The organism is Pigmentiphaga sp. MLSB6-MA01, assembly GCF_058793475.1.
In genome coordinates, this window is the sequence record NZ_JBXAFV010000018.1 from 110724 (window position 1) to 137548 (window position 26825).

Consider the following 26825-nt stretch of genomic DNA (forward strand, 5'->3'; position numbering starts at 1 on the left):
ACATGTGCTGTAATGCGGGCCATCATTTTCCTCCGCTAGGACTCCCATGCTCCAGACCGCCGACGATCTTGGAAAACTCCTGCTGCGCGTGTTCGTAGGGGTGCTCATGCTGATGCATGGCATTCCGAAGGTCATTGGCGGCATCGGTTTCGTCAAGGGGCTCGTCGCCTCGCACGGGCTGCCCACTTTCCTCGCCTATTTCGTCTACGTGGGCGAGATTGCCGCGCCCATCCTGCTGCTGGTGGGCATCTACACCCGGCTTGGCGGCCTCCTGGTCGCCATCAACATGGCCGTGGCCATCGTGCTCGCCCATGCCAACCAGATCTTCACCGTGACCAAGAGCGGCGCCTGGACGCTGGAGCTCCAGGGGCTCTATCTGTGCGCCGGCCTCGTCATCGCGCTGATCGGCGCGGGGCGCTTCAGCGCGGGTGGCAAGGGCGGAACCCTCAACTGATCACGCCCCGGCCGGTTCGGGCTGCCGCGCCGCCGGCGCGTCTTCGTCCTGCTGCGTGGTGATCGTGTCGCGGTCCAGGTGCGGCGCGAACATCTCGATGAAGGCGATGGCGAAGTTGCGCAGGTAGGCGCCGCGGCGCACCGCCAGGCGTGTCATGTTCGACGCGAACAGGTGGTCGGCCGCCAGCGAACGCAGCTTGGTGTCCTCGTCGCTGTCGTAGGCCATGGCGGCAATGATGCCTATGCCCAGGCCCGCCGCCACATAGGTCTTGATCACGTCGGCGTCCATCGCCGTCAGCACGATGTCCGGCACGATGCCGGCGCGGGCGAATGCCGCGTCGATGTGCGAGCGTCCGGTCAGTCCGGTGTCATAGGTGATCAGCGGGTGCCGGGCCAGTTCGTCGGTCGTCGGCCGTTCGCGCGCCAGGATGGGATGTCCGGGCGGCGCGACGATGACGTGGTTCCACCGGTAGCCGGCGAAAGTCGACAGCCGGGTGTCGGCCTGCAGCCCTTCGGTGGCGATGCCGATGTCGGCCTGGCCGCTGGCCACCCATTCGGCGATGTGCAGGGGCGAGCCCTGCTGCAGGTTCAGGTGGACCTGGGGGAAGCTGCGCCGGAATGCCTGGACGACCACAGGCAGTGCGTAGCGGGCCTGGGTATGGGTGGTGGCGATGGTCAGCCGGCCCTGGTCCCGGGCGCCGAACTCCTGGGCCGCGCGCTTCAGGTTTTCCTGTTCGAGCAGCAGGCGCTCGATGATGATGACGATTTCCTTGCCCGGCTGGGTCAGGCCGGTCAGGCGCTTGCCGGCGCGCTCGAAGATCGTCGTGCCCAGTTCGTCCTCCAGTTCGCGTATCTGGCGGCTGACGCCCGGCTGTGACGTGTACAGCGTATTGGCGACCTCGGTCAGGTTGAAATTGCGGCGCAAGGCTTCGCGGACGGAGCGCAGTTGCTGGAAATTCAAGTTGGTTCTCCCGCTCGGGCCGGCGCGAGGGAGCGGCGCCAGCGATCGTCCATGTTGCGTCGCAAACAAGAAAATCAGAACGAAAATTTGAAAATGATCTAATGCGCGCCAGGACATAACGGCGTATTTGTTCTGTATTCCGCCAGGTTTATATCGGCGGGGAATAAGTAACCATCCAAGATGTCGTTCCCAAGCATGGAGCTTCTGGTCGACCATTCATTCCTCGAAAAAACTCGTGGGAGCTTCGGATGGCCGGATTGCTGGGAAAGACCCTGGGTATTGCCGTGTTGGCCATGGCGGCCGCCGTGTCGCCTGTTGCAGCACAGCAGAAGCAGACCCTGCTGAATGTCTCCTATGATCCGACGCGGGAGCTGTACAAGGATCTCGACAAGGCCTTCGCGGCCGAATACAAGAAAAAGTCCGGTGTCGACCTCACCATCCGGCAGTCCCATGGCGGCTCCGGCGCCCAGGCGCGATCGGTCATCGACGGCCTGGACGCCGACGTGGTCACGCTGGCCCTGGCCTACGACATCGACGCCCTGCACGAGCGCGGCAACCTGTTGCCCGCCGACTGGCAAGCGCGCCTGCCGCAGAACAGTTCGCCCTACACCTCCACCATCGTGTTCCTGGTGCGCAAGGGCAATCCCAAGGGCATCAAGGACTGGGGCGACCTGATCAAGCCGGGCGTCTCGGTCATCACGCCCAATCCCAAGACCTCGGGCGGCGCCCGCTGGAACTACCTGGCGGCCTGGGCCTATGCCTTGAAGCAGCCGGGCGGCAGCGAAGCCAAGGCGCGGGAATTCATCGCCGAGCTGTTCAGGCACGTGCCGGTGCTGGACAGCGGCGCCCGCGGCGCGACCACGACCTTCGTCGAGCGCGGCCAGGGCGACGTGCTGCTGGCCTGGGAGAACGAGGCGCTGCTGTCCTTGAAGGAACTGGGGCCCGACAAGTTCGACATCGTCGCGCCGTCGTTGTCCATCCTGTGCGAACCGCCCGTGGCCGTGGTCGACAAGAACGTCGACAAGAAGGGTACGCGCCAGGCCGCGCAGGCCTATCTGGAATACCTGTACACCAAGGACGCGCAGGAGATCATCGCCAGGAACTACTACCGTCCCCGCAATCCCGAAGTGGCCGCCAAGTACGCGTCGGCCTTTCCCAAGGTGAACCTGATCACGATCGATGAGGTCTTCGGCGGCTGGCAAAAGGCACAGAAGACGCACTTCGGGGACGGCGGCACGTTCGACCAACTCTATCAGCCAGGCAAGCGTTGAAGTCGTCCGTCTCCACTCTCGGCGCCCTGCGCCCGCCCGTGGCCAGGCCGCGGCGGATGCATCGTTTCGGCGTGCTGCCCGGGTTCGGGCTGAGCATGGGCTTCACCGTGTTCTACCTGAGCCTGATCGTGCTGATCCCGCTGTCCACGCTGTTCTTCAAGAGCGCGACCCTGGACTGGGAGACGTTCCGGGCGGCGGTGACCGCGCCCCGCGTGCTGGCTTCGTACCGGTTGACCTTCGGCGCCGCGCTGCTGGCGGCGCTGGTCAACCTCGTGGCGGGGCTGGCCGTGGCCTGGACGCTGGTGCGCTATGACTTCCCGGGCAAGAAGATCGTCGATGCGCTGGTGGATCTGCCGTTCGCGCTGCCGACCGCGGTGGCGGGGATCGCGCTGACCGCGCTGTACGCCTCGAACGGATGGATGGGGCGCTGGCTGGAGCCGCTGGGCATCAAGGTGGCCTACACGCCGCTGGGCGTGGTGGTGGCGCTGATCTTCATTGGCCTGCCGTTCGTGGTCAGGACGGTACAGCCGGTGCTGGAGGACGCCGAGCGCGAGCTCGAGGAAGCCGCCACCAGCCTGGGGGCCAGCCGCTTGCAGACTTTCCTGAAGGTGTTGCTGCCCACGATCCTGCCCGCGCTGCTGACGGGCTTCGCGCTGGCTTTCGCGCGGGCCGTGGGCGAGTACGGTTCGGTGGTTTTCATCGCCGGCAACATGCCCATGGTGTCCGAGATCACGCCGCTGCTCATCATCACCAAGCTGGAACAGTACGACTATGCCGGCGCGGCCTCGATCGCGCTGGTCATGCTGCTGCTGTCCTTCGTCCTGCTGCTGTTCATCAACCTGCTGCAATGGTGGCAGGCGCGGCGCGGCCTGGGGAAGAACCCATGAGTGCCGCCCGTCCCGCCCACCTCGACGAACCGGCATGGGTGCGGCGCCTGCTGCTGGCGGTGTCCCTGGGGTTTCTCGCCCTGTTCCTGCTGCTGCCGCTGGCCGTGGTGTTCTCCGAGGCGCTCAAGAAAGGCTGGGAGCTGTACGTCGAGGCCCTGGTCGAGCCGGACGCACTGGCCGCCATCCGGCTGACGCTGCTGGTCGCCGTCATCGCCGTGCCGTTGAACCTGGTGCTCGGGGTGGCGGCGGCATGGGCCATCACCAAGTTCCAGTTCCGTGGCAAGCAGGCACTGGTCACGCTGATCGACCTGCCGTTCTCGGTATCGCCGGTGGTGGCGGGATTGATCTATGTGCTGTTGTTCGGTTCGCACGGCTGGCTGGGGCCGCTGCTCAAGGCCTACGACCTGAAAGTCGTCTATGCGGTGCCGGGCGTGGTGCTGGCCACCCTGTTCGTGACTTTTCCCTTCATCGCCCGCGAGCTGATTCCGCTCATGCAGGCCCAGGGGAACGAAGAGGAGCAGGCGGCGCTTACCCTGGGCGCGTCGGGCTGGCAGATGTTCCGCCGGGTGACGCTGCCGAATATCAAGTGGGGCCTGTTGTACGGCGTGATTCTCTGCAACGCCCGGGCCATGGGAGAATTCGGCGCGGTGTCGGTGGTATCGGGCCATGTCCGTGGCCTGACCAACACCATTCCGCTGCATGTGGAAATCCTCTACAACGAATATGCATATCAAGCCTCGTTCGCGGTTGCCTCGGTGCTCGCGCTGCTGGCTCTGGTCACGCTGGTCCTCAAGAGCGTGGTCGAGTGGCGCAGCGACCGGCAGCTCAAGGACCGGGCGATTCCCTCCGAATTTCCAGGCGCCGCGTCGCTGCAACTGAAGGCGGCCGGCTGACCGTCCCGGGAAGGTTAAAGACATGAGTATCGAAGTTCGTCATCTCTCCAAGCGTTTCGGAAACTTCCATGCCCTCAAGGATGTGTCCCTGCACATCGAGTCGGGCGAACTGGTCGCGCTGCTCGGGCCGTCGGGCTGCGGCAAGACGACCTTGCTGCGCATCATCGCCGGGCTCGAGACGCCCGACGAGGGCAGCGTCTATTTTTCGGGCGAGGACGCGACCGACGTCCACGTGCGCGAACGCCAGGTCGGTTTCGTGTTCCAGCACTACGCGTTGTTCCGCCACATGACCGTGTTCGAGAACGTGGCCTTCGGCCTGCGCGTCAAGCCGCGCGGCCAGCGGCCCTCCGAGGCGCAGATCAAGGACAAGGTCCACCAGTTGTTGAGTCTGGTCCAGCTCGACTGGCTGGCCGACCGCTACCCTTCGCAATTGTCGGGCGGACAGCGTCAGCGTATCGCGCTGGCGCGGGCGCTGGCGGTGGAGCCGCAGGTGCTGCTGCTGGACGAGCCGTTCGGCGCGCTGGATGCCAAGGTGCGCAAGGAGTTGCGCCGCTGGCTGCGGCGCCTGCACGATGAACTGCACGTGGCCAGCGTGTTCGTGACCCACGACCAGGAAGAGGCGCTGGAGGTGGCCGACCGGGTCGTCCTGATGAACGCCGGCCGCATCGAGCAGGTGGGGACTCCCACCGAGGTCTGGGAGCGGCCCGCCACGCCCTTCGTCTATGGTTTCCTGGGCGACGTCAACCAGTTCCATGGCCAGACCCATGCCGGGGTGCTGCACGCCGACGGACTGACCATTCCCACGCCCGACCTGGCCGACGCGCAGCATGCCAATGCCACCGCCTACATCCGGCCGCACGAGTTCGACGTGCAGCGCTACAGCGACGGCGATATCGGCCTGGTCACCACGTTCAACCGGGCCTATCTGTCGGGGCCCAGCGCCTACCTGGAACTCACCCGCCAGGGGTCGGACCAGCCGGTCGAGGTCGAATTGCCCGCCGAGGTCTTCCGCCAACTCGACCTGAAGGGCGGCGAGGCGCTGATCGTCAAACCGCGCAACGCGCAAGTCTTCCTTACCTGAGCCATGGCCGCCGTGACCGCTTCTTCCTTTCCGTCGCAACGCTGGTCCGAACTGGTCGACCGGCTGGGCGACATCGCTCGCGCGCATGCCGACGTGGCGCTGGCCTCGTCGCTGGCCGCCGAGGACATGGTGCTGACCCATGCCATCCTGGATGGCGGGCCGCCCATCGAGATCTTCACGTTGGACACCGGCCGGCTCAACGCCGAGACCGTCGCGATGATCGATCGCATCGCGGGGCGCTATGGCCGCACCATCGGCATCGTGCGGCCCGATCCGGCCGCCGTCCAGGAGTACGTTGCCGCTCGCGGCCTGAACGCGTTCTACGAAAGCGTGGAACTGCGCAAGGCCTGTTGCGAGATCCGTAAGGTCGAGCCGCTGCGGCGCGTGCTGGCGGGCCGCGGCGCATGGATCACCGGACAGCGGCGCGAGCAGGCCGTGACCCGGGGCGAACTGCCGCTGGACGAACCCGATCCCGTGTTCGGGCTGCACAAATACAACCCGCTCGCGCTGTGGACCCAGGAAGAAGTCTGGGCCGCCATCCGCGCGCTGGACATTCCCTACAACCCGCTGCACGACCGGGGCTATCCCTCGATCGGCTGCGAACCCTGTACCCGCGCCATCCGGCCCGGCGAGGACCTGCGCGCGGGCCGCTGGTGGTGGGAATCGTCCGACTCCAAGGAGTGCGGGCTGCACGCCGGCAACCTGTCGGCCATCCCGGTCTCCGTCGTCACAACCAAGCAACCAGGCTGAACCATGCCCGCTATCCTGAACACCACGCGCAGCCATCTCGACTGGCTGGAGTCCGAAGCCATCTTCATCATGCGCGAAGTCGCGGCCGAGTGCGCCCGGCCCGTGCTGCTGTTTTCCGGCGGCAAGGATTCATGCGTGCTGCTCAGGCTGGCCGAGAAGGCATTCCGGCCCGGCAAGTTCCCGTTCCCGCTGATGCACATCGACACGGGCCACAACTTCGACGAAGTGATCGCCTTCCGCGATGTCCGCGCCGCCGAGCTGGGCGAGCAACTGATCGTGCGCAGCGTCGAGGACTCCATCGCGCGCGGTTCGGTCGTGCTGCGCAAGGAGACCGATTCGCGCAATGCCGCGCAGGCCGTCACGCTGCTGGAAGCGATCGAGGAGTTCGGCTTCGACGCCTGCATAGGCGGCGCCCGCCGGGACGAGGAAAAGGCGCGCGCCAAGGAGCGCATCTTCTCGTTCCGCGACGAATTCGGCCAATGGAATCCCAAGGCCCAGCGCCCCGAGGTCTGGAACCTCTACAACACCCGGGTCCATGCCGGCGAGAACATGCGCGTGTTCCCGATCTCGAACTGGACCGAGCTGGACGTGTGGCAATACATCGCCCGCGAGGACCTCGCGCTGCCGTCGATCTACTACGCGCACCAGCGCGACGTGGTCCGGCGCAAGGGCCTGCTGGTGCCGGTGACACCGCTCACCCCGCCGCAGGACGGCGAAGCGGTCGAGAACCTGACGGTGCGTTTCCGTACCGTGGGCGATATCTCTTGCACCTGCCCGGTGGCCTCCGAGGCCGCCGATCCGCTGGCGATCATCGCCGAGACCGCCGTGACGGACATCACCGAGCGCGGTGCCACCCGGATGGACGACCAGACCTCGGAGGCCTCGATGGAGCGCCGCAAGAAGGAAGGATATTTCTGATGAACGCCATGACCGATTCCGCATTTTTTTCCACCGCCGACAAAGGCGTGCTGCGACTGATCACGGCCGGCTCGGTGGACGACGGCAAATCGACGCTGATCGGCCGGCTGCTGTACGACAGCAAGGGCATTTTCGCCGACCAGCTCGACGCGATATCGCGTGCCAAGTACAAGCGCACGGTGGGGGATACGATCGACCTGTCGCTGCTGACCGACGGCCTGGAGGCCGAGCGCGAACAGGGCATCACGATCGACGTGGCGTACCGTTATTTCTCGACGCCGGTGCGCAAGTTCATCATCGCCGACGCCCCCGGGCACGAACAGTACACGCGCAACATGGTGACCGGGGCATCCACCGCCGACGTCGCGATCATCCTGATCGACGCCACCCGCGCGGCGGACGGCCAGTTGCTGACGCAGACCAAGCGCCACAGCACCCTGGCGCACCTGCTGGGCATCCGCCACATCGTGGTGGCGGTGAACAAGATGGATCTGGTCGATTGGAACCGCGAGGTGTTCGAGCGTATCCACGCGGCCTACGCGGCCCTGGCGGGGAAGCTCGGCATCGCCGGCTTCCATGTCCTGCCGCTGTCGGCGCTGACCGGCGACAATGTCGTCGGCAAGTCCGGACGCACGCCCTGGTACGAGGGGCCGGCCCTGCTCGAACTGCTGGAGGCGCTGGATGCGCGCACGGACGATTCCGGCAAGGCCCTGCGTTTTCCGGTGCAATTGGTCGCGCGCCATGGCGGCGACCGGGCCGATGATTTCCGTGGCTACATGGGGCAGCTCGCCAGCGGCTCGCTGGCCGTGGGCGACCGCGTGCTGGTCCAGCCCTCTGGCGTGGCGGCGACGGTGAAGTCGCTGGTCGTCCATGCCGGGGTGGTGGAGGGGGCCGTCGCCGGCGACTCCGTCACCGTCGTACTGGACGAGGACGTGGACGTATCGCGCGGCGATGTGCTGGTGCACGAATCGGCGCCGGCCTTTGTCGCGCGGCAGTTCGAGGCCGAGATCTGCTGGCTGGACACCCAGGCCCTGAATCCCGCCCGCAAATATCTGCTCAAGCACGGCACCCGCCTGACCTCGGCCAGGATCAAGTCGGTGCTGGCCCGGCGCGACATCCATGAACTCGCGGAAGTCCCGGCCGAGGCAGCGCCGTTCGCGATGAACGATATCGGCCGCGTGGAAATCGCCACCCGCGACGCGCTGGCGCTGGACGCCTACGACGACATCGCGGCCACCGGGGCATTCATCCTGATCGACGAAGCCACGCACCAGACGGCGGCGGCAGGCTTGATCAGGCTTCCTCTTGCCCAGGCCTGACGCGCGGAGCTAGCGGGGTTCCGGCCGTCGCCATAGCCACACGGCCACCGTCAGCATGATGGCGGTGGACAGTCCGGCCGCCCAGCGCGGCACGGGAGCGATGAAGAGGACCGCAGCGCACAGGACCATCGTGATGGTGGCGCTCCATTTGGCGCGGCGGCTGACAGAGCCGTCGGCGCGCCAGTTGCGGATCATGGCGCCGAAGACCGGGTGGCGCTCCAGCCAGGCCAGCAGGCGGGGGGATCCGCGGGCCGCGAACCAGGCTGCCATCAGGATGAATACCGTGGTCGGCAGGCCCGGCACGAAGATGCCCACGATGCCCAGTGCCAGGCACAGCAGGGCCGCCAGCAGCATCAGGCTGCGGACGACGATACCAGGACCGGAAGCGGGTTTTTCCTGCATGGGCGGGGCGACGGGGGACAGGCCCGTGTCATTGTTTCACGGCCGGCCCGGGCCGTCATCGGCGGGCAGCCACTTGGCGAAGAGCCGGCGCGGCATGGCGGGCGAGATCCACCATTTCCGCTGTACGTTGTCCCACTGCGCGCCCAGTTGCTTGGCCGCGTCCTTGTCGCCGTAGGGCACGTCCAGGTAGACCCGGGGCGGCGCGGCAGGCGCAACGGGAGCGGCGGGCCGGGCGCGGGCGGCCGCGCGCGCCGCGGGCAGGTTCATCGCACGGATGAAATGGCTGTCGTGCCCCTGCGGGGTGTACAGGAACAGTTTTTCGCTGGTTCGGGTCATCGCCACATAGAACAGCCGGCGTTCCTCTGCCGGGTCGGCGTGTGCCTGCGGGAACTCGCCGTCCACGACGAAGGGCATGTGTACGAAGCGCCATTCCTTGCCCTTGGCGGCGCGCGCGGTGGTCACGACGAGCGGGTGTCTGTCCTTTTTCAGCGCACCGCTGCGGCGCTGGGCCTGGTGCAGGTGGGCCAGCAGGCCGGCGGCGTCCAGGCCGGTGGCGTTGGCGTAGGCGATGAAGCCGTCGATGGAGCGGGTGACGGCCTGGGCGTCCAGCCGGTGCACGAACAGACGCCGCGTGACGTCGGCCAATTGCAGCTCCGCCGCCGCATGGGCCAGCAGTTCGCCGGCGGACAGCGAGGAGGCCTGGGCGATCAGATGGTCGCAGACCTCGGCGAAGCGGGCACGCCAGCGGCGGGTGGCGGGATCCACCGTTTCCTGCGCGTCCGCGGTACGGCTGAGCCGGCCGCTGTAGAAGTAGCGGATGGTGTCGGGATCGGTGGCGATGGTGCGTTCGGCGTCAGCCCATTCGCTTTCCGTATAGGCCAGCCCCGCGAACAGGCCCAGCGCCCGCAGGATCGCCTTGACGTCGCCGCGGTCGCGCACGGGTGCCATCGACAGCCGGGCGATGTGCAGGATGCCGCGCAGCATCAGGATCTCGATGCGATCGAGGTAGCTCTGGCAGCCGTCCGTGGCATAGGGCAGGTCGCGCGCGATCAGCGCGTTCTCCAGCGCGATGCTCTGGTGCGCGTCGCGCAGCACCACGGCGCAGTCGGCCAGGCTGCGCGCGGCGCCCGATTCGACCAGGCCGGCGATCGTGTCCACCACCTGGCGGCAGCAATCGTCCTCCGGTCCCGTGCCGTAGCGCACGACTTCGACCTCGGTGTCTTGCGCCCGTCCGGATTGGAAGACCTGGGCCGTCAAGGCCTGGGCGCAGGCGCCCAGCGTCGGGCCGCAGCGGAACGAGTTGGTCAGCGGCAGGCGCCGGGTTCCGGGGAAAAGGTGCTCGAATGCTTCGCCCATGTAGCGGGGGTCGGCGCCGTTCCACGAGTGGACGACCTGCTCTTTGTCGCCAGCGGCGATGATGCGGGTGCGCGGGCCGGTCAGTCTGCGCAGCAGGTTGATCTGGGCGGCGTTGGCGTCGTGCCATTCGTCCGCCACGACCAGCGCGGGGCAGGGCAGGGGCACGATCTCGCCCAGCTCATCGGCAATGGCCAGCACGTCGGTGACGAGATCGTGCTCGCTCTGGAACGCGAAATGACCCGCGTCGATCCGGCGCAGCCGTTCGTAGGCGCGGCAGATCGACAGGAGTCCGCGCGGCAGGTCGAGTTCGTCGGCCAGTTCCGCGTCCGAGGCGTCCTCGAAGCGGGCAAGGGCCAGCGTGCCCTTGAGCCGGGACAACTGGTTGATCACGATCTCGGCATGCAGGTTGTTCAGGTCGTAGCCGTATTCCCGGTCCGCCTGCGGATCGGCGGCGGCTTCCTCGATGGCCTCGAACACGCAGGGCCGCATGGCCTCGGCGTCGGGGTGGTAGTCCTGGGCACCGTCGATCAGGCCCTGGGCCTGCCAGTCGGACAGCAGCCCGCGCGCGAATTCCGCGTAGGTGGCGACCCGGACCGAGCGCGAGGCGCCGGCTTGCGCCAGGCGCTGGAGGAAGACCTGCCGGGCGGCCTCGGTGAATACCAGCGCGAGGATGCCGTCGGCCGGCGTGCCCTGGCGCTCGCGGTAGGCCACGCATTGGGCCAGGGTGGTGGTCTTGCCCGAGCCGGCCACCGCGTCGATCAGCAGGAATTGGCCGGCTTGCGAGACGATCTGCCGTTGCTCCGGCGTCAGCAATAGGGAACTCATGGCCGGAAGTGTAAACCCCCGGCCTTCGCCATCCATGATGCCGGCCACGGACCGGCGGTCGCGCACGTCGGCCACGCGTCCTGTTTTCTCGTCGCGCCGCGGCGCTCAGAACTGGTGGTTGATACCGACGCTGAACGCGCGGTTGCCCGCCGTCACGTTGCCGATGTCGTTGGCGTTCCACACCCGGTAGAACCCCGTGGGCGAGGTGTTGGAGGCCTTGTTGTGGATATACGCGTAGGACGTGTACAGGCTGGTGCGCCTGGACAGCGAATAGACATAGCCGATCGCGTATTGCCGCGCGTCGAAGTCGTCGGCCGACCGGTCGTTCTTGTTGATGTAGGAAAGGATCAGCCGCCCCTGGCCGATCGGGACCACGGCGCCCACCAGGATGTCCTGGGATTTGTAGTTGGGCGTGCCAGGCACGATGGCGCCGCGGTTGATGACGTAGTTCAGGTAGCCGATCACCGGGCCGAAGTCGTAGCGGATGCCCAGGAAGGTTTCCTTCGCGTCCTTGCCCGGGCCGTTCGCGTCCTTGGCGTTGGCGTAGGCGATCTTGCCCCGGAACGGTCCGCGCACGTAGCCCAGCGCGGCCCCGTACTGGTCGTTCTGGCCGCCGTTCGTGGTCTCGCCCGGCGCGTAGGAGGCTTCCAGTTCCAGTCCGTGCAAGGACGGCGAGTTGTACTTCACCGCGTTGTCGAAGCGGTTGCTGCCGCCGCGTCCGCCGGCCGAGATCAGGTTCGCGGACGTGCCCGCCATGCCGGTCGAGAACGGATCGAGTTCCGCCTGGGCCACGGCGAGCGTGGTGTATTGCCGGCCCAGCGTGAGGCGGCCATAGGGCGTGCCCAGCCCGACCAGCGCCTGCCGGCCGAACAGCGTGCCGCCCTGGCCGGACATGCCGGTGTCCATCAGGATGCCGGCCTCCAGCGCGAAGAACGCGCTCATGCCCGAGCCCAGATTCTCCTGGCCGCGAAAGCCCAGCCGCGAGCCGGACATCATGCCGCTGGTGAGCTTGTTGCGCGAGCCGTCGGCCGCGCCGCTTTCATGGACGAAGCCCATATCGGCGATGCCGTACAGGGTGACGCCCGTGGTCTGGGCGTGGGCGGAGCCCGCGCCCGCCAGCAGGCAGGCGAACGCGTACCGCTTCATGGTGGTATGACCGACCTTGAACATTGTTGTCTTCCAGAGGAGAAAGCGTGTCCGCGCGGGAGCACGGAAGGGGAGGGGCGCGCGCGGCCTGCCCCCCGGCAGTGCCGCGCGCGAAGAAAGCTCAGTTGGCCTGGATGCCGAATTCCTTGATGATGCGGGCGTAGCGCGTGTCCTCGGCGGCGATGCGCCGGGCCAGCGCTTCGGGCGCGCCGCCCGTGGGCGTGAGCCCCATCACCGCCGCGCGGGAAACGATGTCGGGCATCCTGATGATCTCGTTCACGGCCGCGTTCAACTTCTGCACGACCTCGGCCGGCAGACCGCGTGGCCCGAGCAGGGCTTGCCAGGCGCCGACCTCGACGTTCTTGTAGCCCAGCTCGGCGAAGGTGGGGACCTCGGGCGCGAAGGGCGAGCGCTGCGGGTCGGCCACGGCCAGCAGGCGCAGCTTGCCGTTGGCGACGTACGAGGTGATGGGGCCGAGGGTGGTGTACATCAGCGGGACCTGTCCGCCCACCAGGTCGACGATGGCCGGCGCGCTGCCCCGGTACGGGATCTGGTTGATCCGTGTGCCGGCGGCCTTGTCGAAAAGCTCTGCCAGGATGTGCATGGGCGATCCCGCGCCGGGGCTGGCGTAGCTTTGTAGCGTGCCCGCTTTCACACCGGCCACGACTTCCTTCACGGACTTCACGCCGGATTGCTGGGAACTGGCCAGGAACAGCGACTGGGTGCCGATTTCGGCGATGGGCGTGAAGTCGGCCTGGGCGTCGTAGTCGGCGCCAGTGCCGGGCTTGAGGACGTGGGGCACGATGGCCAGTGTGTTGGGCGCCAGCAGCAGCGTATAACCGTCGGCGGCGGCCCGGGCCACGTAGGCGCTGCCTATCGATCCGGCCGCGCCGCTGCGGTTCTCGACCACGACGGGCTGGCCCCATCTGGCGCCGAGCTTTTCGCCTATCCAGCGCGCCAGCACGTCGGTATCGCCGCCCGCGGGATAGGCGACGATGATCTTGACCGGCTTGTCGGGATAGCCGGCCGCCGTGGCGGCCGGCGTGGCGAAGGAGGCTGCCGCGGCGATGGCGGCGAGCGTGGTGCGTCTTGCGAGATCGATCATGGATATCCCTGGAAGCCTCCCGAGGCTAATTTATATGAACGTCTTAAAATATAAGAAGTGAAGAAAATATAAATTATTTGGGGTTGTGTGAATTTAGGGAAAAACCCTGTCCTTCGTGCGTGTCACCGATGAAACGGGCATGCGCTAAAATTTATGAATAACAGCTTTTGTATATATTCAACCGTCGTCGGAGCGGTACCCCATGCGATCAGCCGAAACGCCCGCCAAGGCCCGGACGCCCGTCTCCAAGGCGCCTTCGGAGACCATGTCCGAAAGGGCGTACCAGCACCTGCGCGCCGACGTGATCGCCGGCGCGCTGGCGCCTGGCCAGAAGCTCAGGCTGCAGGCCTTGCAGCAGCGCTACGAACTGGGCATCAGCCCCATACGCGAAGCCCTCATGCAGCTCTCCGGCGAAGGCCTGGTCAGCAACGACGGCCAGCGCGGCTTCAGCGTGTCTCCGCTGTCCAAGGAGGACATGCTCGACCTGATGCATGCGCGCACCTCGGTCGAGACGCTGCTGCTCCAGGACGCGATCGAGCACGGCGACGACGACTGGGGCGCCAGCATCACGGCCGCCTACTACAAGCTGACGCGGGCGCGCCTGCCCCAGGACCCCAACGACCTCGTGGCGGTGGAACTGTGGGAAGCGGCCCACCGAGGATTCCACGCCGCGCTGCTGGCCGCCGCGCGGTCCAAGTGGCTGATGCGCATCGACGAACAATTGATCGATCATTCCGAGCGTTACCGCCGGATCCGCCTGGCCTACACGTCCTCGGCGCAACAGCTCGAGGATGACGTGATGAGCGAACACGCGCAGTTGATGGAGGCCGCCCTGGCCCGCAACGCCGGGCTGGCCAGCGAATTGCTGCGCAGCCACCTGATGCGGACCGCGCAGGTGCTGGGCGAGCGTTTCGCCGAATAGGCCTAGCGGCAGGTCCGCGCCACCAGCGACTCCAGCTGTCCGTACCAGTCGTGGGCCGGATCGGCCAGCATCAGGTGCGTGTCGAAGTGATCGAGGCCCTTCCAGGCGCGCAGGTCGGCGTCGGCGGGCTGGCGCTTCAACAGTTCGTGCATGCGCGTATTGGCGCCGATCACGCGAGCGCTGTCCCGTTCCCCGTAGCTCGAGGCCATCGGAACGAGATTGCCGGCAGTCCAACTGATGGCGCTCATCAGCGCATCCTCGCACTGCTGTTCCAGCAGGGTGGCGTAGACCCGTTCCTCCAGGCTGCCGGGTTCGGGGCAGGGGTGATGCAGGTCCATGACGCCGCTGATGGGCAGGCAGCCACGGATGTCGCCGGGCGGCACGCCCGCCTGTTCCAGCGCCGGTTTGCGCAGGGCCGCCATCGCGGCTGTCCCGCCGCCGGCCGAATGTCCCGACAGGTAAAGATTCCGGCAATCGCCCCCCCACTTGTCCACGGTCCGACGCAGCTCGCCCAGCAGCAGGGCCGCGTCGTCGAAGGCGGCGGGCAGCCGGTGGCGGGGCGCCAGCCGGTAGGTGGGCGCGACCAACACCAGTCCCCGCCGGATGACGGCCTCGGCCATGAAGTGCACGTATTCCTTGTAGCCATTGGTCCAGCCTCCGCCGTGCCAGAACACCAGCACCGGCGCACCGCGCGTGCCATCGGCGGCGAACACGTCGTAGCGGTGCTGCGGATCGGGCCCATAGGCCTGGTCCCGGGCGCGCAGGGAGCCGGCGTCCAGGCCGCGGGCCCATTCCAGCACGATGTCTTCGTAGCGCTGCGCGGCGGAGAAAGGCAGGGGAGGTTGCGGGGGAAGTGTGGCGTGGTCCATGGCTCATTTTTAATTTCTAATTAATTATATAAATTATATATTTTTGAGAAAATATTTTTTGTTGTGTGGAAGATAGCAAGTTGTCCATCGGTGCTGTATGGATATACAGTGCCGATGGTGAACAGCGATGATCTGCCGCAAGACGGCTACCCCCAGGCACCTCCCGTCCCACAGCGCGGGCGCGGCGCCGTGCTCAACGTCAGGCACCGGTTCGAGGGCGACCAGCGCGATGCCGTCGACGACGGCTGGGCCGCGCCGGAAGCAGCGCCGCCCGCGCTCAGGACCGAGGTCGCCGTCGAGCGCGCGCGCAAGATCCTGTCCCGCAACGATTCTCCGGACATCCCCTTCGATCGGGCCATCAATCCCTACCGGGGATGCGAGCACGGCTGCGTCTATTGTTTCGCGCGGCCTACGCACGCCTACCTGGGCTGGTCGCCCGGCCTGGACTTCGAAACCCGGCTGGTCGCCAAGGCCAACGCGGTCGAGGCGCTGAGGGCCGAACTGGGCCGTCCTGGCTATCGGATGGACGTCATCAACATCGGCTCGGCCACCGATGCCTACCAACCCATCGAACGCCAGTGGAAGCTGACGCGAGGCTTGCTGGAGCTATTGCTGGAAACCCGCCACCCCGTATCGCTGGTCACCAAGGGCGGGCTGGTCGCGCGGGATGTCGACCTGCTGGCGAGGCTGGCGGAACTGAATCTGGTCGCTGTCTATGTCTCGGTCGCCACGTTGGACGGGCGCGTGGCCCGCACGCTCGAGCCGCGCGCAGCGGCGCCGAGGCGCCGGCTGGATGCCGTCCGCGAACTGTCCGGCGCCGGCGTGCCGGTGGGTGTCTCGCTCGCCCCCGTCATTCCGTTCATCACCGACGACCGGCTGGAACACGTCCTGGAGGCGGCCAAGGACGCGGGCGCGCGAGCGGCCTTCTACACCATGCTGCGCCTGCCCTGGGAGGTCAAGGACGTCTTCTCGGACTGGCTCGACGCGCATTTTCCCGACCGCAAGGCCAGAGTGCTGCATTGCCTGGAGGACCTGCGCGGCGGCAGGCTCAACGATGCGCGCTTTGGCAGCCGCATGCGCGGCCAGGGCGTCTGGGCCGACCTGATTGCCCAGCGCTTCGCGCGTGCCGCGCGCAAGCTCGGGCTGGCGGACCGGCGCATCGAATTGGAGATGGGGCTGTTCAGGCCGCCGGCCCGCGAGCCCCGGAGCGGGGCGCCCGTCGAAAGCCGCCAGATGCCGCTGTTCGGCTAGTGGCGCGGGCGCGGAGGGTGAACAGGTCCGGGTTGCCGGCCCTCAGGCCGGGATGCCTTCGAACAGGCTCTGGAACAGCAGCACGATGCCTAGCATCAGGATGGCCGTACCCACGGCCAGCGTGATGCCGGCCACCAGTACCGGTCCCCAGCCGGTGTTCGATTGCCGTGCCTGGCCCGGGTTGTACCTGGCATCGAACCGGGCATCGGAGGTCAGGCACAGGACGATGGCCTCGATGAAGCCCGCTACGGCCGGAATGAGGAACAAGAAGAAGGCGGGATGGAAATACCACGTTTCGCTGCGCAGCGCCGTGCCTATCATGATCAGCGAGAACAGCAGGACGACCCAGCCGTGCCGGCGGCCCAGGTACCACCAGTGCGCGCCGGCCCAGCCCAGCACGGCGGCCAGCAGTCCCGCCACGGTTTTGTGGCGGAATCCCTTGGCCGGAGGAAGTGAATGGGATGTATCGTCAGCGGAATGGGAGGGCATGTGGTGGGAATCCATCGTAGAAGACCTTGATTTTCAAGGACTTTACCGCATCCTTGCTTGCTAGGCCTAGCAGGGCGGGCTATACTTTAGGGCTTTTCTAAGTTCAACTTTTTCCAAGGAATTACCTATGGTGGTGATTCGTATGTCCCGCGGCGGCTCGAAGAAGCGCCCCTTCTACAACCTCGTTGCAGCCGATTCGCGCAATCGCCGCGATGGCCGTTTCATCGAGCGCGTGGGTTTCTACAACCCCGTCGCTTCCGAGGGTGAAGAAGGCCTGCGCATCGCGCTCGACCGCGTCGAGCACTGGACCAAGAACGGCGCCCAGTTGTCGCCGGCCGTGGCCCGCCTCGTCAAGGAATACGGCGCCAAGGTCGCGCCGGCTGCCTGATTCCGTGGTGTCCGCTGCGTCCACGGGGTCTGGTAGCGATCCCGCCTTTCCCGCCGACCTTGTCGAAGTCGGGCATGTGGCGGAGGCCTTCGGTGTTCGTGGCGGCCTGAAGATCCAGCCGTATTCGGCCCAGTCAGAAGCCTTGCTGGGCAGCCGTACGTGGTGGTTGCGCAAGGGCCCGGAAGTGCGCCGTATCGAGGTGGTCGAAGCCAAGCGCCATGGCGCGGCGGTGACGGCCACCTGGCCGGACGTGTCCGACCGGGATCAGGCCCTGGCCTGGAAGGGCTGGACGGTCTTGGTGCCGCGCAGCCAGTTCCCCCGGCTCGCCGAAGGCGAGTTCTACTGGGTGGACCTGGTCGGCTGCGAATTGACGGGCAAGGATGCGACGGACCGGGAAGTGGTCCTGGGGACGGTGTCGGAAGTCAGCGACAACGGGGTGCATGCCATTCTGCACGTGGCCTGTGTCGAACCCGTGGCTCCCGGCCAGCCGACGCAGCCGTTGCTCGATGCGCGCGGCAGGCAGCGCGAGACCCTGGTGCCCTTCGTGGAAGCGTATATCCGCGGCGTCGACCTCGATGCCCGGCGCATAGACAGCGATTGGCCCGAGGGTTTCTGACCCGCCGGGTGTGATACGGGGGACTTCGGTCCGGGCCATGGACGAGATGCTGCGGTTCGATGTGATCACGCTGTTCGGCCCGATGTTCGAGGCCATCAGCCAGCAGGGCGTGACCGGCCGGGCGCATGCGCAGGGCCGGTGGCAGTTGCAGGCGTGGAATCCGCGCGATTTCACGGTGGACGTGCATCGGACGGTGGACGACAGGCCCTACGGCGGCGGACCCGGCATGGTGATGCGGGTCGAGCCTCTGGAGAAAGCGGTGCGTGCCGCGCGCGACCAGCGCGCGCAGGCCGGCTTGCCCGAGGCGCCGGTGGTGTTGTTGTCGCCGCAGGGACGGCGTTTCGATCAGGCCCGGGCGCATGAGCTGGCCGGCGGAACGGGCGCCATCCTGGTGTGCGGCCGCTATGAAGGCATCGACCAGCGATTCATCGATCGTTGGGTGACGCAGGAAGTGTCGCTGGGCGATTTCGTGCTGTCCGGCGGCGAGATCGCCGCGATGGCGATGATGGACGCGGCGGTCAGGCTGTTGCCAGGGGTGTTGAACGACGACGAGTCCGCCGTGCAGGATTCGTTCAACGAACGATTGTCCGGCCTGTTGGACTGTCCGCACTATACTCGGCCGGAAGTCTATGATGGCCGTCCGGTGCCCGACGTATTGCTGTCCGGGCATCATGCCAACATCGAGCGTTGGCGGCGCCGGCAGTCGCTGGAGGCGACGCTGGCGAAGCGCCCCGAGCTGATCGAGGCGGCACGCGAGCGCGGCTGGTTGAGCCGCGACGACGAGAAGTTTCTGTCCAGCCTGCAAGGGACGGACAAGCGCTGACCGCTTCGGCGGTTGGCGTGCAGCAAGCCTGCCGGGCATGAGTCCGGTGGGAGTTCCCATCCTCTGGTAGCGGTGCCATCAAAAGCAGAACCGCTACGCATGATGGTCATTGGAGATAGAAATGGACCTGATCCAAGTCCTCGAGCAAGAAGAGCTGGCCCGCTTGACGGCCAACAAAACCATTCCCGAATTCGCCCCTGGCGACACCGTGGTGGTCAACGTCAACGTGGTCGAAGGCACCCGCAAGCGCGTGCAGGCGTACGAAGGCGTGGTCATCGCCAAGCGCAATCGTGGCCTGAACTCGTCGTTCATCGTCCGCAAGATTTCGTCGGGCGAAGGCGTGGAGCGTACGTTCCAACTGTACGCCCCGACCATCGCGTCGATCGAAGTCAAGCGCCGTGGCGATGTGCGCCGCGCCAAGCTCTACTACCTGCGTTTCCGTTCGGGCAAGTCGGCCCGGATCAAGGAAAAGCTGGTCCGCAATACGCCGGTTGCCAAGGCTTGATTCTTTCGGTACGGCAAGACGAAGCGCCCCCGTGTGGGGCGCTTTTTTTATCGGCGCGGCAATGGCGGACGCCGGGTGGCGCGCGCTCGCGGAGGGGCTGGAGGCCGCCGGCGGGAGTATGCTTTAGCCATGCCGACAACGACGGCGTTTCCGCCGGGATTTCCGTTTCACATGTCATCATCCATTCCGACCGAACAATCTGGCGACGCTCCGGCTGACGAGACCGACGACACGCCAGAGGAAGTCCAGCCCGATATTGTTGCGCCGGGGGCCCGGCGTCCGCCGCAGCGTCCGGCCTTCGATCCCGTCACGCAACCCTGGGTCGCCAATCCGGGCGGGCTGGCCGCGGTGCCCGAGACACACCTGACTCCCACGGCGCTGCGCGAGCGCTTCGCCGCGCCGCCCGCCTGGACGCCGGATGCGCAGGACATCAACCCGGCGCGCGCCGCGGACCGGGCCCTGCGGCTGGCATCGGTGCTGGTGCCGATGATGCTGCGGCCCGATGGCATCCGGATCATGCTGACGCAGCGCACCGCGCATTTGCACGACCATGCCGGCCAGGTCAGTTTCCCGGGCGGGCGGGTCGAGCCCAGCGATACGTCGGTGGCGGACGCCGCGCTGCGCGAGACCGAGGAAGAGACCGGGTTGCCGCGCAGGCTGGTGGAGGTCATCGGCCAGTTGCCGGATTACTTCACGGGCACTGGTTTCCGTGTCGTGCCGCTGGTCGGGCTGGTGCGTCCGGATTTCGCGCCGCGTCCGGATCCCTTCGAGGTAGCCGAGGTGTTCGAGGTGCCGCTGCGCTTCCTGATGGATCCGGCCAATCACCGCTTGCACAGCACCGCGCTGCCGGCGGGAGGCCTGCGTTCCTACTACTCGATGCCCTGGCAGCAGTTCTTTATCTGGGGTGCGACGGCGGGCATGCTGCGCAACCTCTATCAATTTCTGCGCGCATGATCCGCGTGTCCTGCTCGCGCATGCGGGGGATGATGCAAAATCATGGCTATGCAATCTAGAATGCGCTCATGAGCTTCTTCGCACTCCTCCTCGCCTTTCTTGCCGAGCAAGTCCGGCCCTTGCCGCGTTCCAACGCCGTCCATGAAGCCGCCCGCGGCGCGTGCCGATGGGCCGGCCATGCGCTGGATGCGGGCAGCCGCGGCTACGCCATGCTGGGTTGGCTGCTGGTGGTGGTGGTCCCCACCCTGGCCATATGGCTGATCGGGTCGCTGGCATGGTCGGTGCATCCTGTTTTTTCACTGGTCTTCCACGTCGTCGTCCTGTGGTTCACGCTGGGGTTCAGGCAGTTCAGCCACCATTTCACCGAAATCCAGTTCGCGCTGGCCCGCGGCGATGTCACGTTGGCGCGCAGCCACTTGCAGGAGTGGCTACGGGCATCCGGCGGCAGCATGTCCGCCGAAACCATGACCGTGCCGGAAATCTGCCGCACCGCGATCGAAGAAGGCGTGGTTGCCTCGCACCGCAACGTCTACGGGGTCCTGTTCTGGTATGCGCTGCTGCCCGGTCCGTCTGGCGCCGTGCTGTACAAGCTGGCGGGCATTGCCCGCCAGGAATGGGGCGATCGCGCCGATGCCTACGGCGAAGTGGCCCGCCGCGCGTTCTATCTGCTGGATTGGATACCCGCCCGGATGACGGCGGTCGGCTTCGCCATCGTCGGCAATTTCGAGGATGCCCTGTACGGCTGGCGCCAGCGCGCCGCCAGTTGGGACGATCCCCAGCGCGGGGTGGTGGTCGAGAGCGCGGCGGGCGCGCTGGGCGTGCGCCTGGCCCCCGTGTCGGGCAAGTGGCAGCCGCCGGTCGAGTTCGTCGATCCTGATCTGGTCGGGCCGGTCCTGCCGGCTTCCGCCGCCAGCGAGTTCACCGCCGCCGCCGAGGCTCCCGAGGAGCCGGCCCGGCTGCCCGATCCGGCCACGCTGCATGCAGCGGTGGGGCTGCTGTGGCGGGCCGTGGTGCTCTGGATGGCGCTGTTGCTGCTGTTGTCCTTGGTGTCCTGGGCTTCCTGACGGCACCTGGGCACGTACAAGGGGGCATGCTGCACTGCATGAGGCCAACCGCGGTTTCTGGCGCTATAGTGGGCCCGTCGAACTGACCGGAGCGGGGCCAGCCATGTTCTCTTTCCAATATTGCCCGAATCGCACTTCCCGTGTGCTGGAAGTGGAGATAGACCCGCTGCAGCGTGGCCCGGGCATGTGGGATGCCAATTGCAAGATCTACGAGCAGAGCGATGGCCGGCGATTGTTGCTCGGTCCGACGCTGGCGCTGCGCGACATTCCTGCCTTGTCCGAGCAGGAGTGCCTGGACGAAGCCGAGATCCGTATCGCCGACGAGATCGAGAACGACCGCTGGTTCAAGCTGTAGCGGCCGGGGTTTCCCGGAGTTTCTCAGATATTGCATCCCGTTACATCCCAGGGCGGGGCGCCCTGTGGCGATCTATACAATCGACCGCAGGCATTTGCCGAAACGACGACGATTAGGGGACGATATGAGCATTTTCAAAGCCATACTCGACAAGATTTTCCCGTCCAGCCACCCGGCGGTGGCTCGGGAGGCATCTTCCACGGCAGCACCGGCACCCGCGGGCGGCGCGCCGGTCCAGGCCATTCCGGCCGTGGATGTGGAGTCCATCCTGAACGGCCTGGCGGCCAAGAGTCCCGAGAAGCTGAACTGGAAGACGTCCATTGTCGACCTGATGAAGCTGCTGGGCCTGGACAGCAGCCTGGCGGCCCGCAAGCAGCTCGCGACCGAACTGCACTACAGCGGCGACACGAATGATTCCGCCTCGATGAATATCTGGCTGCACAAGCAGGTGATGCAGAAGCTGGCGGACAACGGCGGCAAGGTTCCCGACGACCTGAAGAAGTAGTGCGGAAAGGCGCTCTATCCGAGCGCCTTTCTTCTCATTCGGGCAGGATGTCTATTTCCTTCGTGATCTGCGCCCACCGCGCATGCTCGCGCTTGAGAAAATCGCCGGTCTGGGCAGGGCTATGTCCCGGCGCGGCGATGGGCCCGATGGCGGCGATGCGCCCGGCCACTTCCTCATCGGCCAACAGCGCATTGATGTCGCGATTGACCCGTTCGACCGCCGCTACCGGCGTGCCGGCGGGCGCGACGATGGCGAACCAGCCGACCATGTCGAAATCGGGCAGGAGTTCGGATGCCGCCGGTACCTGTGGCCAGTCGGCCAGGCGCTTGTCCGAGGTCACCGCCAGCAGCCTCAGGCGTCCCTGCTTGGCGAGCTGCGCCGTCGAGGCCACGTCGGCCACGATCGCATCCACGTGCCCGCCCATCAGATTCTGCGCCGAGACGCCTACCGAGACGTAGGGCACGAGGTTGGCCTGTGCGCCAGAGCGGGCATTGAACAGGCGGGCGATCATGCCGCCGAAGGTGCGCGGCCCTTCGTTGCCCAGGGTGAACGTGCCCGGTGCGGCCTTGGATCTGGCGATCAACTCCTCCAGGGTACGTATGGGCGAGTCGGCCTTGACCAGGATGCCGAACGGGCTGCGGGCGACGAAGGCCACCGGCACGAAATCCCTGGCGGGGTCATAGGGAAGCTGCTTGAACAGGAAAGGGTTGGTGACCAGCGCCGCGGTCGTCGCGAAATAGAAGTTGTAGCCGTCGGCGGGCGACCGAGCGGCCGCTTGCGCGCCCACCGTGTTCTGGCCGCCGGGCTTGTTCTCGATCACGACGGCCTGGCCCCAGCGCGGATATAGCCGTTCGGACAGCAGCCGGGCGATGTTGTCCGGGCCGGAGCCCGGCGGCTGCGACAGCAGCAGCCGCACGGGTTTGTCCGGCCAGGCCTGCGCCAGCGCCGGCCGCAGGGGGGAAAGCGCCGGGATGGCGGCCAGGCTGGCCAGGGCCTGGATGGCGTGTCTTCTGTTCATCGTTGTCTCCTCGCGTAATCGGTCAGTGCAGCGCGCTGCGTAGTTCGTCCAGCAAGGCGTCCAGTTCGCGCGCATCGGCCGCGACGCCGTAGACATAGCGGTCGGGACGCACCACTGCCGCCGTGCAGCGGTGATGCTCGAACCATGCCGCGCACACACTTTCGGTCTCGGCCAGATCGCGGCCCAGATCCAGAGTGGTCATGTCCCATTCGGGAGCCAGGACGGGAGCGGCCCCCGCATGGCGGGCGTCCAGTACCAGCCACCAGCCGTCACCCGCCAGGCGGTCCAGCCGGACGACGGCGTTCGCCTGCCTGATCCAGGGTTGGGGGAACAAGGTGCCCCGGGCAGGGGTGCCGGTAAGCGCCAGCAGGCCTTGCTCCAATGGCGGAATGACTTCCTGGCGCGGCACGTCGCGCACCGTGCCGCCGCATTCGTCCAGCAACCGGGCATCGCGGGCGCGGGCCAGGGCCTCGTCGCGTTCGCAGATCACCGCGCCTATGGCCTTGATGCGTCCGGTCAGGCTGCGCACGTGCTGCTTGCGCTCGACGCCATAGCTGTCCAGCAGCGCGTCGGCCGCGGCGCCCGCCACCGCTTGCCGCAGGACCGCGGCAAGCTTCCAGTTCAGGTTGGCGACGTCGCGTATGCCCTGGCACATGCCCTGGCCCAGGAAGGGGGGCTGCTGATGGGCGGCGTCGCCGGCGATGAACACACGGCCGCGGCGCCAGTCACGCGCCACCAGCGCATGGAAGCGATAGCTGGCCTGGCGCCATAGCTCGCCGTCTTCCGGGGTCAGCCAGCGCGACAGGAGTTTCCAGGTTTCGTCGGGCTGCGTGACGGTGGCGGGGTCTTCGCCGGGTTTGAGGGAGATTTCCCAGCGGCGGTGATTGCCCGGACCGATGACCAGCGTACACGGACGGTCGGGCTCGCAGTACTGCACGCTGGTGCGCGGCAGCTTGGCCAGTCCCCGTTCGTTGGCCAGGACGTCCACCACCAGCCAGGGTTCGTCGAATTCCAGGTCTTCCAGTTCGATGCCCGCCAGCTCTCGCACCGTGCTGGAGGCCCCGTCGCAGCCGATGATGTATTTCGCCCGCAGGGCGGCGCGGCGGCCGTCCGCGTGAGCCAGGTCCAGCCGGACGCCCGAGGCATCCTGCTCCATGCCGACCAGGGTCGTGTCCAGGTCGACGCGCACGTTGGGCAATTGCTGGACATGGTCGCGCAGGACGCGCTCCACCGGTGGCTGGGTGAAGACGTTCGAGGGTGTATAGCCCAGGGGGTAGGGCGGTTCCACCATCGTCAGCCGTTTGATCAACTGGCCGTCCACGCCGAAGTACTCGGATGGCGTGAACGGTTCCACATGTGGGGAGATACGATCGACCAGCCCCAGTTGCTGGAAGACCCGCATGATCTCGTGATCGACCGCGATCGCGCGCGGCTTGTCGTAGACATCGTGCTGCCGGTCGCAGACGTAGACCTTGAACCCCTGGTTGCCCAGCAGTCCGGCGGCCACCGCTCCGGAAGGGCCGAAGCCGACGATGGCGACGTCGTAGAGGGGAGGCGCGGAGGCATTCATGGCCGGCCTCCGCAAGCGGCGTGTTTCTTCAGGGCGCGATGGCCCGTGCCCGGCAACCGGGCGTATAGATGTCGCATGATGGATCGGTGATTCGGGAACGTGGCGTCAGGCGGACGAGGGAACGAAGAACACGTCGCTTTGCGCTGCTTTCAGGCGGGCCGACGGCGGTGGCGAGATGCCCCACTGGTCCACGCGCCCCGGCGGCCATTTCCAGTCGTCGGGGCCGCCCGCGGCGTAGTCGTCGCCGATCTGCTCCACTTCCGCGGTGTACTCGATCACTTCGCCGAAGGGGCCGATGAAATAGTTGAAGGCATTGTCGCCGGGGCCGTGGCGGCCCGGGCCCCACTCGATCGCGTAGCCGGCGTCTTTCATCCGGCCGCCGCCGCGCATGACCGACTCCAGGTCCGGCATGACGAAGGCGATGTGGTTCAGCGCATTGTTGTCGGTGATTCCCACCGCGATCGTGTGATGGTCGGCATTGCAGTTCATGAATGCCATGATGCGGGTGAGGTCGGCCAGCCGGAAATCCAGCGCCTGTTGGAAGAACCGCCGGGTGGCGGCGACATCGGCGCTGTTGAGGACCGCATGCGCCAGGCGCACGGGCCGGTCGGGCACGTTGGCCATCGGGGCGCGCCGGGTGTCGCCGGCCAGGACCTGGATCAGCCGGCCGTCGGGGTCGCGCAGCATCAGCCCGCGGCCGCCCGCGGGATCGGCCACCGGGCCGATGGGGGTGGCCAGGGTTCCTCCCGCTTCGATGCCGGCGCGGGCGATCGCGTGCAGGGCGTCCTCGCCGTGCGCCCGCAGCGTGACGTGGCGGATGGCCGTGCGCGGGCCGCGGTGCAGCGACAGCAGGTGGTGGTCCGTGCCGGTGCCGCGGAAATAGAGCGCGTCAGGCTCGCGGGCAGCCACGTCCAGATGCCAGATGCGAGTGTAGAAGTCTTCCGCCTTGTCGAGGTCGGGGACTTCCAGGGCCACGCTGCGCAGCCCTTGTATGGTGGAAGAGGCCATGGGGTGATTGCTCCGTGCGGTCTGCCGCGTCAACTTGTCCGCGGGCCGGAGGCGTCTCCGTCGGTATGAGTGATGGGGGCAGTCTACGGGGCGACCGAATATCTATCCAGACGATTGGGCGAATAGTTAAAATCCAGGCCATGGATATTCGTCATGTGGATTTGAACCTGCTGCGCGTGTTCGACGCCATGCTGGAGCATCGCAGCGTGTCGCGCGCGGCCGAGGCCATCGGCCTGAGCCAGCCGGCCATGAGCGCCGCCGTGGCCCGCCTGCGCGCGCTGTTCAACGATGCCCTGTTCGTGCGGACCGGGGCGCAGATGCAGCCGACGCCGCGCGCGCTGGCGCTGGCCCCGGCGGTGCGCCGCGTCATGGAGACGGTCAAGAGCGAGATCCTGCAGGCCCATACCTTCGACCCCGCCACCAGCGAACGCACCTTCACGCTGATCACGCCCGACATCGGCGAGATCAACTTCGTGCCCAAGCTGCTGGCGCGTTTCGTCCAGGCCGGACCAGGGCTGAACCTGCGCACCCTGGCCATGCCGCGCCACGCGGCGGCCGAGGCGCTGGAATCGGGCGAGGCCGAGCTGGCCATCGGCTATTTTCCCGACCTGCACAAGGCGGGCATGTTCCAGCAACTGCTGTTCCGCAATCCCTACGTCTGCATCGTGCGCAAAGGCCATCCGGACGTGGGCGATGCGCTCACGCTCAAGCAATACCTGGCCCTGCCGCACGCGGCGGTCAGGCCGGGACGGGAACACCTGTTCGAGGAATATCTCCAGCGCAAGGGGCTACGGCGCAGGATCCTGCTGGAGACCTCGCATTTCACCAGCCTGCTGCCCATCATCGAGAGCTCGGACCTGATCGCCACCGTGCCGCACGACATGGCCACCGTCTGCGTGCAGCACGCCGACATCCGCATGGTGGACGTGCCGCTGAAGGTGCCCACCATCGAGGTCCACCAGTTCTGGCCGCGCCGCTTCCACAAGGACGCCGGCAATATGTGGCTGCGGGCGCAGGTGCACGAGCTGTTCAGAGCGTAGAGGTCCCCCCCCTACGCCCTTCGGGCGCCCCCCAGGGGGCGAAACCGGCGGACTGGCAAAGCCAGATCCGCGGTTTCCTGG

Annotated in this window: 29 protein-coding genes; 19 read left to right on the forward strand and 10 right to left on the reverse strand. The window is 66.9% G+C overall.

The window, feature by feature from the left end:
• Positions 1–46: 46 nt before the first annotated feature.
• Positions 47–454 (forward strand): DoxX family protein, encoded by a 408-nt coding sequence (locus tag AC1Q6E_RS25015; RefSeq protein WP_152796211.1) that lies wholly within the window; start codon positions 47–49, stop codon positions 452–454.
• Here the strand turns inward: AC1Q6E_RS25015 and AC1Q6E_RS25020 are convergent, their stop codons facing one another.
• Positions 455–1414, reverse strand: a complete 960-nt coding sequence (locus AC1Q6E_RS25020; RefSeq protein WP_152796213.1) for a CysB family HTH-type transcriptional regulator — start codon at positions 1412–1414, stop codon at positions 455–457.
• A gap of 293 nt (positions 1415–1707) precedes the next feature.
• Between AC1Q6E_RS25020 and AC1Q6E_RS25025 the strand changes: the two genes are divergently transcribed.
• The 7 genes from AC1Q6E_RS25025 to AC1Q6E_RS25055 are packed head-to-tail and all read left to right on the forward strand — an operon-like array spanning position 1708 to position 8533.
• Positions 1708–2685, forward strand: coding sequence for a sulfate ABC transporter substrate-binding protein (locus tag AC1Q6E_RS25025; protein WP_296556629.1), 978 nt, complete (start codon positions 1708–1710; stop codon positions 2683–2685).
• Between the two features lie 56 nt (positions 2686–2741).
• Complete coding sequence (gene cysT, locus AC1Q6E_RS25030; RefSeq protein WP_296556601.1) at positions 2742–3572, forward strand: sulfate ABC transporter permease subunit CysT; 831 nt, start codon at positions 2742–2744, stop codon at positions 3570–3572.
• Positions 3569–4465: a sulfate ABC transporter permease subunit CysW gene (gene cysW / locus AC1Q6E_RS25035; protein WP_152796220.1), complete on the forward strand. Its 897-nt coding sequence runs from the start codon at positions 3569–3571 to the stop codon at positions 4463–4465. Before cysT ends, cysW begins: the two co-directional genes overlap by 4 nt.
• A 22-nt stretch (positions 4466–4487) precedes the next feature.
• A complete protein-coding gene (locus tag AC1Q6E_RS25040; protein WP_492573747.1) occupies positions 4488–5546 on the forward strand; it encodes a sulfate/molybdate ABC transporter ATP-binding protein in 1059 nt (352 codons plus the stop codon).
• A 3-nt stretch (positions 5547–5549) separates the two neighbouring features.
• Positions 5550–6296, forward strand: coding sequence for a phosphoadenylyl-sulfate reductase (locus tag AC1Q6E_RS25045; protein ID WP_492573748.1), 747 nt, complete (start codon positions 5550–5552; stop codon positions 6294–6296).
• 3 nt (positions 6297–6299) lie between these two features.
• A complete protein-coding gene (gene cysD, locus AC1Q6E_RS25050; RefSeq protein ID WP_152796225.1) occupies positions 6300–7214 on the forward strand; it encodes a sulfate adenylyltransferase subunit CysD in 915 nt (304 codons plus the stop codon).
• On the forward strand, positions 7214–8533 hold the full coding sequence (locus AC1Q6E_RS25055; protein ID WP_152796227.1) for a sulfate adenylyltransferase subunit 1: 1320 nt from the start codon (positions 7214–7216) through the stop codon (positions 8531–8533). The genes cysD and AC1Q6E_RS25055 overlap by 1 nt, the downstream gene beginning before the upstream one ends.
• Positions 8534–8542: 9 nt before the next feature.
• On the opposite strand, the gene AC1Q6E_RS25060 is transcribed toward AC1Q6E_RS25055, so the two are convergent.
• The 4 genes from AC1Q6E_RS25060 to AC1Q6E_RS25075 all read right to left on the reverse strand — a co-directional run bounded on the left by AC1Q6E_RS25060 (position 8543) and on the right by AC1Q6E_RS25075 (position 13367).
• Positions 8543–8935, reverse strand: coding sequence for a YbaN family protein (locus AC1Q6E_RS25060; RefSeq protein WP_152796229.1), 393 nt, complete (start codon positions 8933–8935; stop codon positions 8543–8545).
• 36 nt (positions 8936–8971) lie between these two features.
• Positions 8972–11116 carry an ATP-dependent helicase gene (locus AC1Q6E_RS25065; protein ID WP_492573749.1) on the reverse strand — a complete coding sequence of 715 codons (2145 nt, stop codon included), beginning with the start codon at positions 11114–11116 and terminating at the stop codon, positions 8972–8974.
• 105 nt (positions 11117–11221) lie between these two features.
• The gene (locus AC1Q6E_RS25070; RefSeq protein ID WP_152796233.1) at positions 11222–12286 is read right to left on the reverse strand and encodes a porin; all 1065 of its coding nucleotides are present in this window, start codon (positions 12284–12286) and stop codon (positions 11222–11224) included.
• 97 nt (positions 12287–12383) lie between these two features.
• On the reverse strand, positions 12384–13367 hold the full coding sequence (locus tag AC1Q6E_RS25075) for a Bug family tripartite tricarboxylate transporter substrate binding protein (RefSeq protein WP_152796235.1): 984 nt from the start codon (positions 13365–13367) through the stop codon (positions 12384–12386).
• A 202-nt stretch (positions 13368–13569) separates the two neighbouring features.
• On the opposite strand from AC1Q6E_RS25075, the gene AC1Q6E_RS25080 reads away from it, so the two are divergent.
• Complete coding sequence (locus tag AC1Q6E_RS25080; RefSeq protein WP_152796237.1) at positions 13570–14289, forward strand: GntR family transcriptional regulator; 720 nt, start codon at positions 13570–13572, stop codon at positions 14287–14289.
• Positions 14290–14291: 2 nt separating this feature from the next.
• Here AC1Q6E_RS25080 and AC1Q6E_RS25085 read toward each other — a convergent pair whose 3' ends face one another.
• The gene (locus AC1Q6E_RS25085; protein ID WP_152796239.1) at positions 14292–15158 is read right to left on the reverse strand and encodes an alpha/beta hydrolase; all 867 of its coding nucleotides are present in this window, start codon (positions 15156–15158) and stop codon (positions 14292–14294) included.
• Between the two features lie 114 nt (positions 15159–15272).
• Here AC1Q6E_RS25085 and AC1Q6E_RS25090 point away from each other — a divergent pair, with 114 nt between their 5' ends.
• Positions 15273–16409: a PA0069 family radical SAM protein gene (locus tag AC1Q6E_RS25090; protein ID WP_152796241.1), complete on the forward strand. Its 1137-nt coding sequence runs from the start codon at positions 15273–15275 to the stop codon at positions 16407–16409.
• Positions 16410–16451: 42 nt separating this feature from the next.
• Here AC1Q6E_RS25090 and AC1Q6E_RS25095 read toward each other — a convergent pair whose 3' ends face one another.
• Complete coding sequence (locus AC1Q6E_RS25095) at positions 16452–16898, reverse strand: TM2 domain-containing protein (protein WP_492573750.1); 447 nt, start codon at positions 16896–16898, stop codon at positions 16452–16454.
• A gap of 127 nt (positions 16899–17025) precedes the next feature.
• Between AC1Q6E_RS25095 and rpsP the strand changes: the two genes are divergently transcribed.
• From rpsP to AC1Q6E_RS25135, 8 genes are all read left to right on the forward strand, one after another.
• Positions 17026–17286 (forward strand): 30S ribosomal protein S16, encoded by a 261-nt coding sequence (gene rpsP, locus AC1Q6E_RS25100; RefSeq protein WP_087840999.1) that lies wholly within the window; start codon positions 17026–17028, stop codon positions 17284–17286.
• 7 nt (positions 17287–17293) lie between these two features.
• Entirely contained in the window at positions 17294–17902 is a 609-nt protein-coding gene (gene rimM, locus AC1Q6E_RS25105; RefSeq protein ID WP_492573751.1) for a ribosome maturation factor RimM, read from the forward strand.
• Positions 17903–17951: 49 nt separating this feature from the next.
• A complete protein-coding gene (trmD, locus tag AC1Q6E_RS25110) occupies positions 17952–18725 on the forward strand; it encodes a tRNA (guanosine(37)-N1)-methyltransferase TrmD (protein ID WP_296556631.1) in 774 nt (257 codons plus the stop codon).
• Positions 18726–18846: 121 nt separating this feature from the next.
• Positions 18847–19230, forward strand: coding sequence for a 50S ribosomal protein L19 (gene rplS, locus AC1Q6E_RS25115; RefSeq protein WP_152796243.1), 384 nt, complete (start codon positions 18847–18849; stop codon positions 19228–19230).
• Between the two features lie 171 nt (positions 19231–19401).
• Positions 19402–20184: a CoA pyrophosphatase gene (locus tag AC1Q6E_RS25120; RefSeq protein ID WP_492573752.1), complete on the forward strand. Its 783-nt coding sequence runs from the start codon at positions 19402–19404 to the stop codon at positions 20182–20184.
• A 68-nt stretch (positions 20185–20252) separates the two neighbouring features.
• Entirely contained in the window at positions 20253–21248 is a 996-nt protein-coding gene (locus AC1Q6E_RS25125) for a CobD/CbiB family protein (protein ID WP_152796248.1), read from the forward strand.
• Between the two features lie 103 nt (positions 21249–21351).
• Positions 21352–21603 carry a hypothetical protein gene (locus tag AC1Q6E_RS25130; RefSeq protein WP_152796250.1) on the forward strand — a complete coding sequence of 84 codons (252 nt, stop codon included), beginning with the start codon at positions 21352–21354 and terminating at the stop codon, positions 21601–21603.
• Positions 21604–21727: 124 nt separating this feature from the next.
• Positions 21728–22108 (forward strand): DUF3597 domain-containing protein, encoded by a 381-nt coding sequence (locus AC1Q6E_RS25135; RefSeq protein WP_152796252.1) that lies wholly within the window; start codon positions 21728–21730, stop codon positions 22106–22108.
• 34 nt (positions 22109–22142) lie between these two features.
• Here the strand turns inward: AC1Q6E_RS25135 and AC1Q6E_RS25140 are convergent, their stop codons facing one another.
• From AC1Q6E_RS25140 to AC1Q6E_RS25150, 3 genes are all read right to left on the reverse strand, one after another.
• Positions 22143–23126, reverse strand: a complete 984-nt coding sequence (locus AC1Q6E_RS25140; protein WP_296556626.1) for a Bug family tripartite tricarboxylate transporter substrate binding protein — start codon at positions 23124–23126, stop codon at positions 22143–22145.
• Positions 23127–23148: 22 nt separating this feature from the next.
• Positions 23149–24696 carry a bifunctional 3-(3-hydroxy-phenyl)propionate/3-hydroxycinnamic acid hydroxylase gene (locus AC1Q6E_RS25145; protein WP_492573753.1) on the reverse strand — a complete coding sequence of 516 codons (1548 nt, stop codon included), beginning with the start codon at positions 24694–24696 and terminating at the stop codon, positions 23149–23151.
• 105 nt (positions 24697–24801) lie between these two features.
• Positions 24802–25704 carry a VOC family protein gene (locus AC1Q6E_RS25150; RefSeq protein ID WP_492573754.1) on the reverse strand — a complete coding sequence of 301 codons (903 nt, stop codon included), beginning with the start codon at positions 25702–25704 and terminating at the stop codon, positions 24802–24804.
• Between the two features lie 140 nt (positions 25705–25844).
• On the opposite strand from AC1Q6E_RS25150, the gene AC1Q6E_RS25155 reads away from it, so the two are divergent.
• Positions 25845–26744, forward strand: coding sequence for a LysR family transcriptional regulator (locus tag AC1Q6E_RS25155; protein WP_152796259.1), 900 nt, complete (start codon positions 25845–25847; stop codon positions 26742–26744).
• Positions 26745–26825 lie beyond the last annotated feature (81 nt).

What these genes read in the sequence shown, in the direction of transcription:
- AC1Q6E_RS25015 (WP_152796211.1), top strand. Translation starts at nt 47, where the DNA reads ATGCTCCAGACCGCCGACGATCTTGGAAAACTCCTGCTGCGCGTGTTC.
- AC1Q6E_RS25025 (WP_296556629.1), top strand. Translation starts at nt 1,708, where the DNA reads ATGGCGGCCGCCGTGTCGCCTGTTGCAGCACAGCAGAAGCAGACCCTG.
- cysT (WP_296556601.1), top strand. Translation starts at nt 2,742, where the DNA reads ATGCATCGTTTCGGCGTGCTGCCCGGGTTCGGGCTGAGCATGGGCTTC.
- cysW (WP_152796220.1), top strand. Translation starts at nt 3,569, where the DNA reads ATGAGTGCCGCCCGTCCCGCCCACCTCGACGAACCGGCATGGGTGCGG.
- AC1Q6E_RS25040 (WP_492573747.1), top strand. Translation starts at nt 4,488, where the DNA reads ATGAGTATCGAAGTTCGTCATCTCTCCAAGCGTTTCGGAAACTTCCAT.
- AC1Q6E_RS25045 (WP_492573748.1), top strand. Translation starts at nt 5,550, where the DNA reads ATGGCCGCCGTGACCGCTTCTTCCTTTCCGTCGCAACGCTGGTCCGAA.
- cysD (WP_152796225.1), top strand. Translation starts at nt 6,300, where the DNA reads ATGCCCGCTATCCTGAACACCACGCGCAGCCATCTCGACTGGCTGGAG.
- AC1Q6E_RS25055 (WP_152796227.1), top strand. Translation starts at nt 7,214, where the DNA reads ATGAACGCCATGACCGATTCCGCATTTTTTTCCACCGCCGACAAAGGC.
- AC1Q6E_RS25060 (WP_152796229.1), bottom strand. Translation starts at nt 8,935, where the DNA reads ATGCAGGAAAAACCCGCTTCCGGTCCTGGTATCGTCGTCCGCAGCCTG.
- AC1Q6E_RS25065 (WP_492573749.1), bottom strand. Translation starts at nt 11,116, where the DNA reads ATGAGTTCCCTATTGCTGACGCCGGAGCAACGGCAGATCGTCTCGCAA.
- AC1Q6E_RS25070 (WP_152796233.1), bottom strand. Translation starts at nt 12,286, where the DNA reads ATGTTCAAGGTCGGTCATACCACCATGAAGCGGTACGCGTTCGCCTGC.
- AC1Q6E_RS25075 (WP_152796235.1), bottom strand. Translation starts at nt 13,367, where the DNA reads ATGATCGATCTCGCAAGACGCACCACGCTCGCCGCCATCGCCGCGGCA.
- AC1Q6E_RS25080 (WP_152796237.1), top strand. Translation starts at nt 13,570, where the DNA reads ATGCGATCAGCCGAAACGCCCGCCAAGGCCCGGACGCCCGTCTCCAAG.
- AC1Q6E_RS25085 (WP_152796239.1), bottom strand. Translation starts at nt 15,158, where the DNA reads ATGGACCACGCCACACTTCCCCCGCAACCTCCCCTGCCTTTCTCCGCC.
- AC1Q6E_RS25090 (WP_152796241.1), top strand. Translation starts at nt 15,273, where the DNA reads ATGGTGAACAGCGATGATCTGCCGCAAGACGGCTACCCCCAGGCACCT.
- AC1Q6E_RS25095 (WP_492573750.1), bottom strand. Translation starts at nt 16,898, where the DNA reads ATGCCCTCCCATTCCGCTGACGATACATCCCATTCACTTCCTCCGGCC.
- rpsP (WP_087840999.1), top strand. Translation starts at nt 17,026, where the DNA reads ATGGTGGTGATTCGTATGTCCCGCGGCGGCTCGAAGAAGCGCCCCTTC.
- rplS (WP_152796243.1), top strand. Translation starts at nt 18,847, where the DNA reads ATGGACCTGATCCAAGTCCTCGAGCAAGAAGAGCTGGCCCGCTTGACG.
- AC1Q6E_RS25120 (WP_492573752.1), top strand. Translation starts at nt 19,402, where the DNA reads ATGTCATCATCCATTCCGACCGAACAATCTGGCGACGCTCCGGCTGAC.
- AC1Q6E_RS25125 (WP_152796248.1), top strand. Translation starts at nt 20,253, where the DNA reads ATGAGCTTCTTCGCACTCCTCCTCGCCTTTCTTGCCGAGCAAGTCCGG.
- AC1Q6E_RS25130 (WP_152796250.1), top strand. Translation starts at nt 21,352, where the DNA reads ATGTTCTCTTTCCAATATTGCCCGAATCGCACTTCCCGTGTGCTGGAA.
- AC1Q6E_RS25135 (WP_152796252.1), top strand. Translation starts at nt 21,728, where the DNA reads ATGAGCATTTTCAAAGCCATACTCGACAAGATTTTCCCGTCCAGCCAC.
- AC1Q6E_RS25140 (WP_296556626.1), bottom strand. Translation starts at nt 23,126, where the DNA reads ATGAACAGAAGACACGCCATCCAGGCCCTGGCCAGCCTGGCCGCCATC.
- AC1Q6E_RS25145 (WP_492573753.1), bottom strand. Translation starts at nt 24,696, where the DNA reads ATGAATGCCTCCGCGCCTCCCCTCTACGACGTCGCCATCGTCGGCTTC.
- AC1Q6E_RS25150 (WP_492573754.1), bottom strand. Translation starts at nt 25,704, where the DNA reads ATGGCCTCTTCCACCATACAAGGGCTGCGCAGCGTGGCCCTGGAAGTC.
- AC1Q6E_RS25155 (WP_152796259.1), top strand. Translation starts at nt 25,845, where the DNA reads ATGGATATTCGTCATGTGGATTTGAACCTGCTGCGCGTGTTCGACGCC.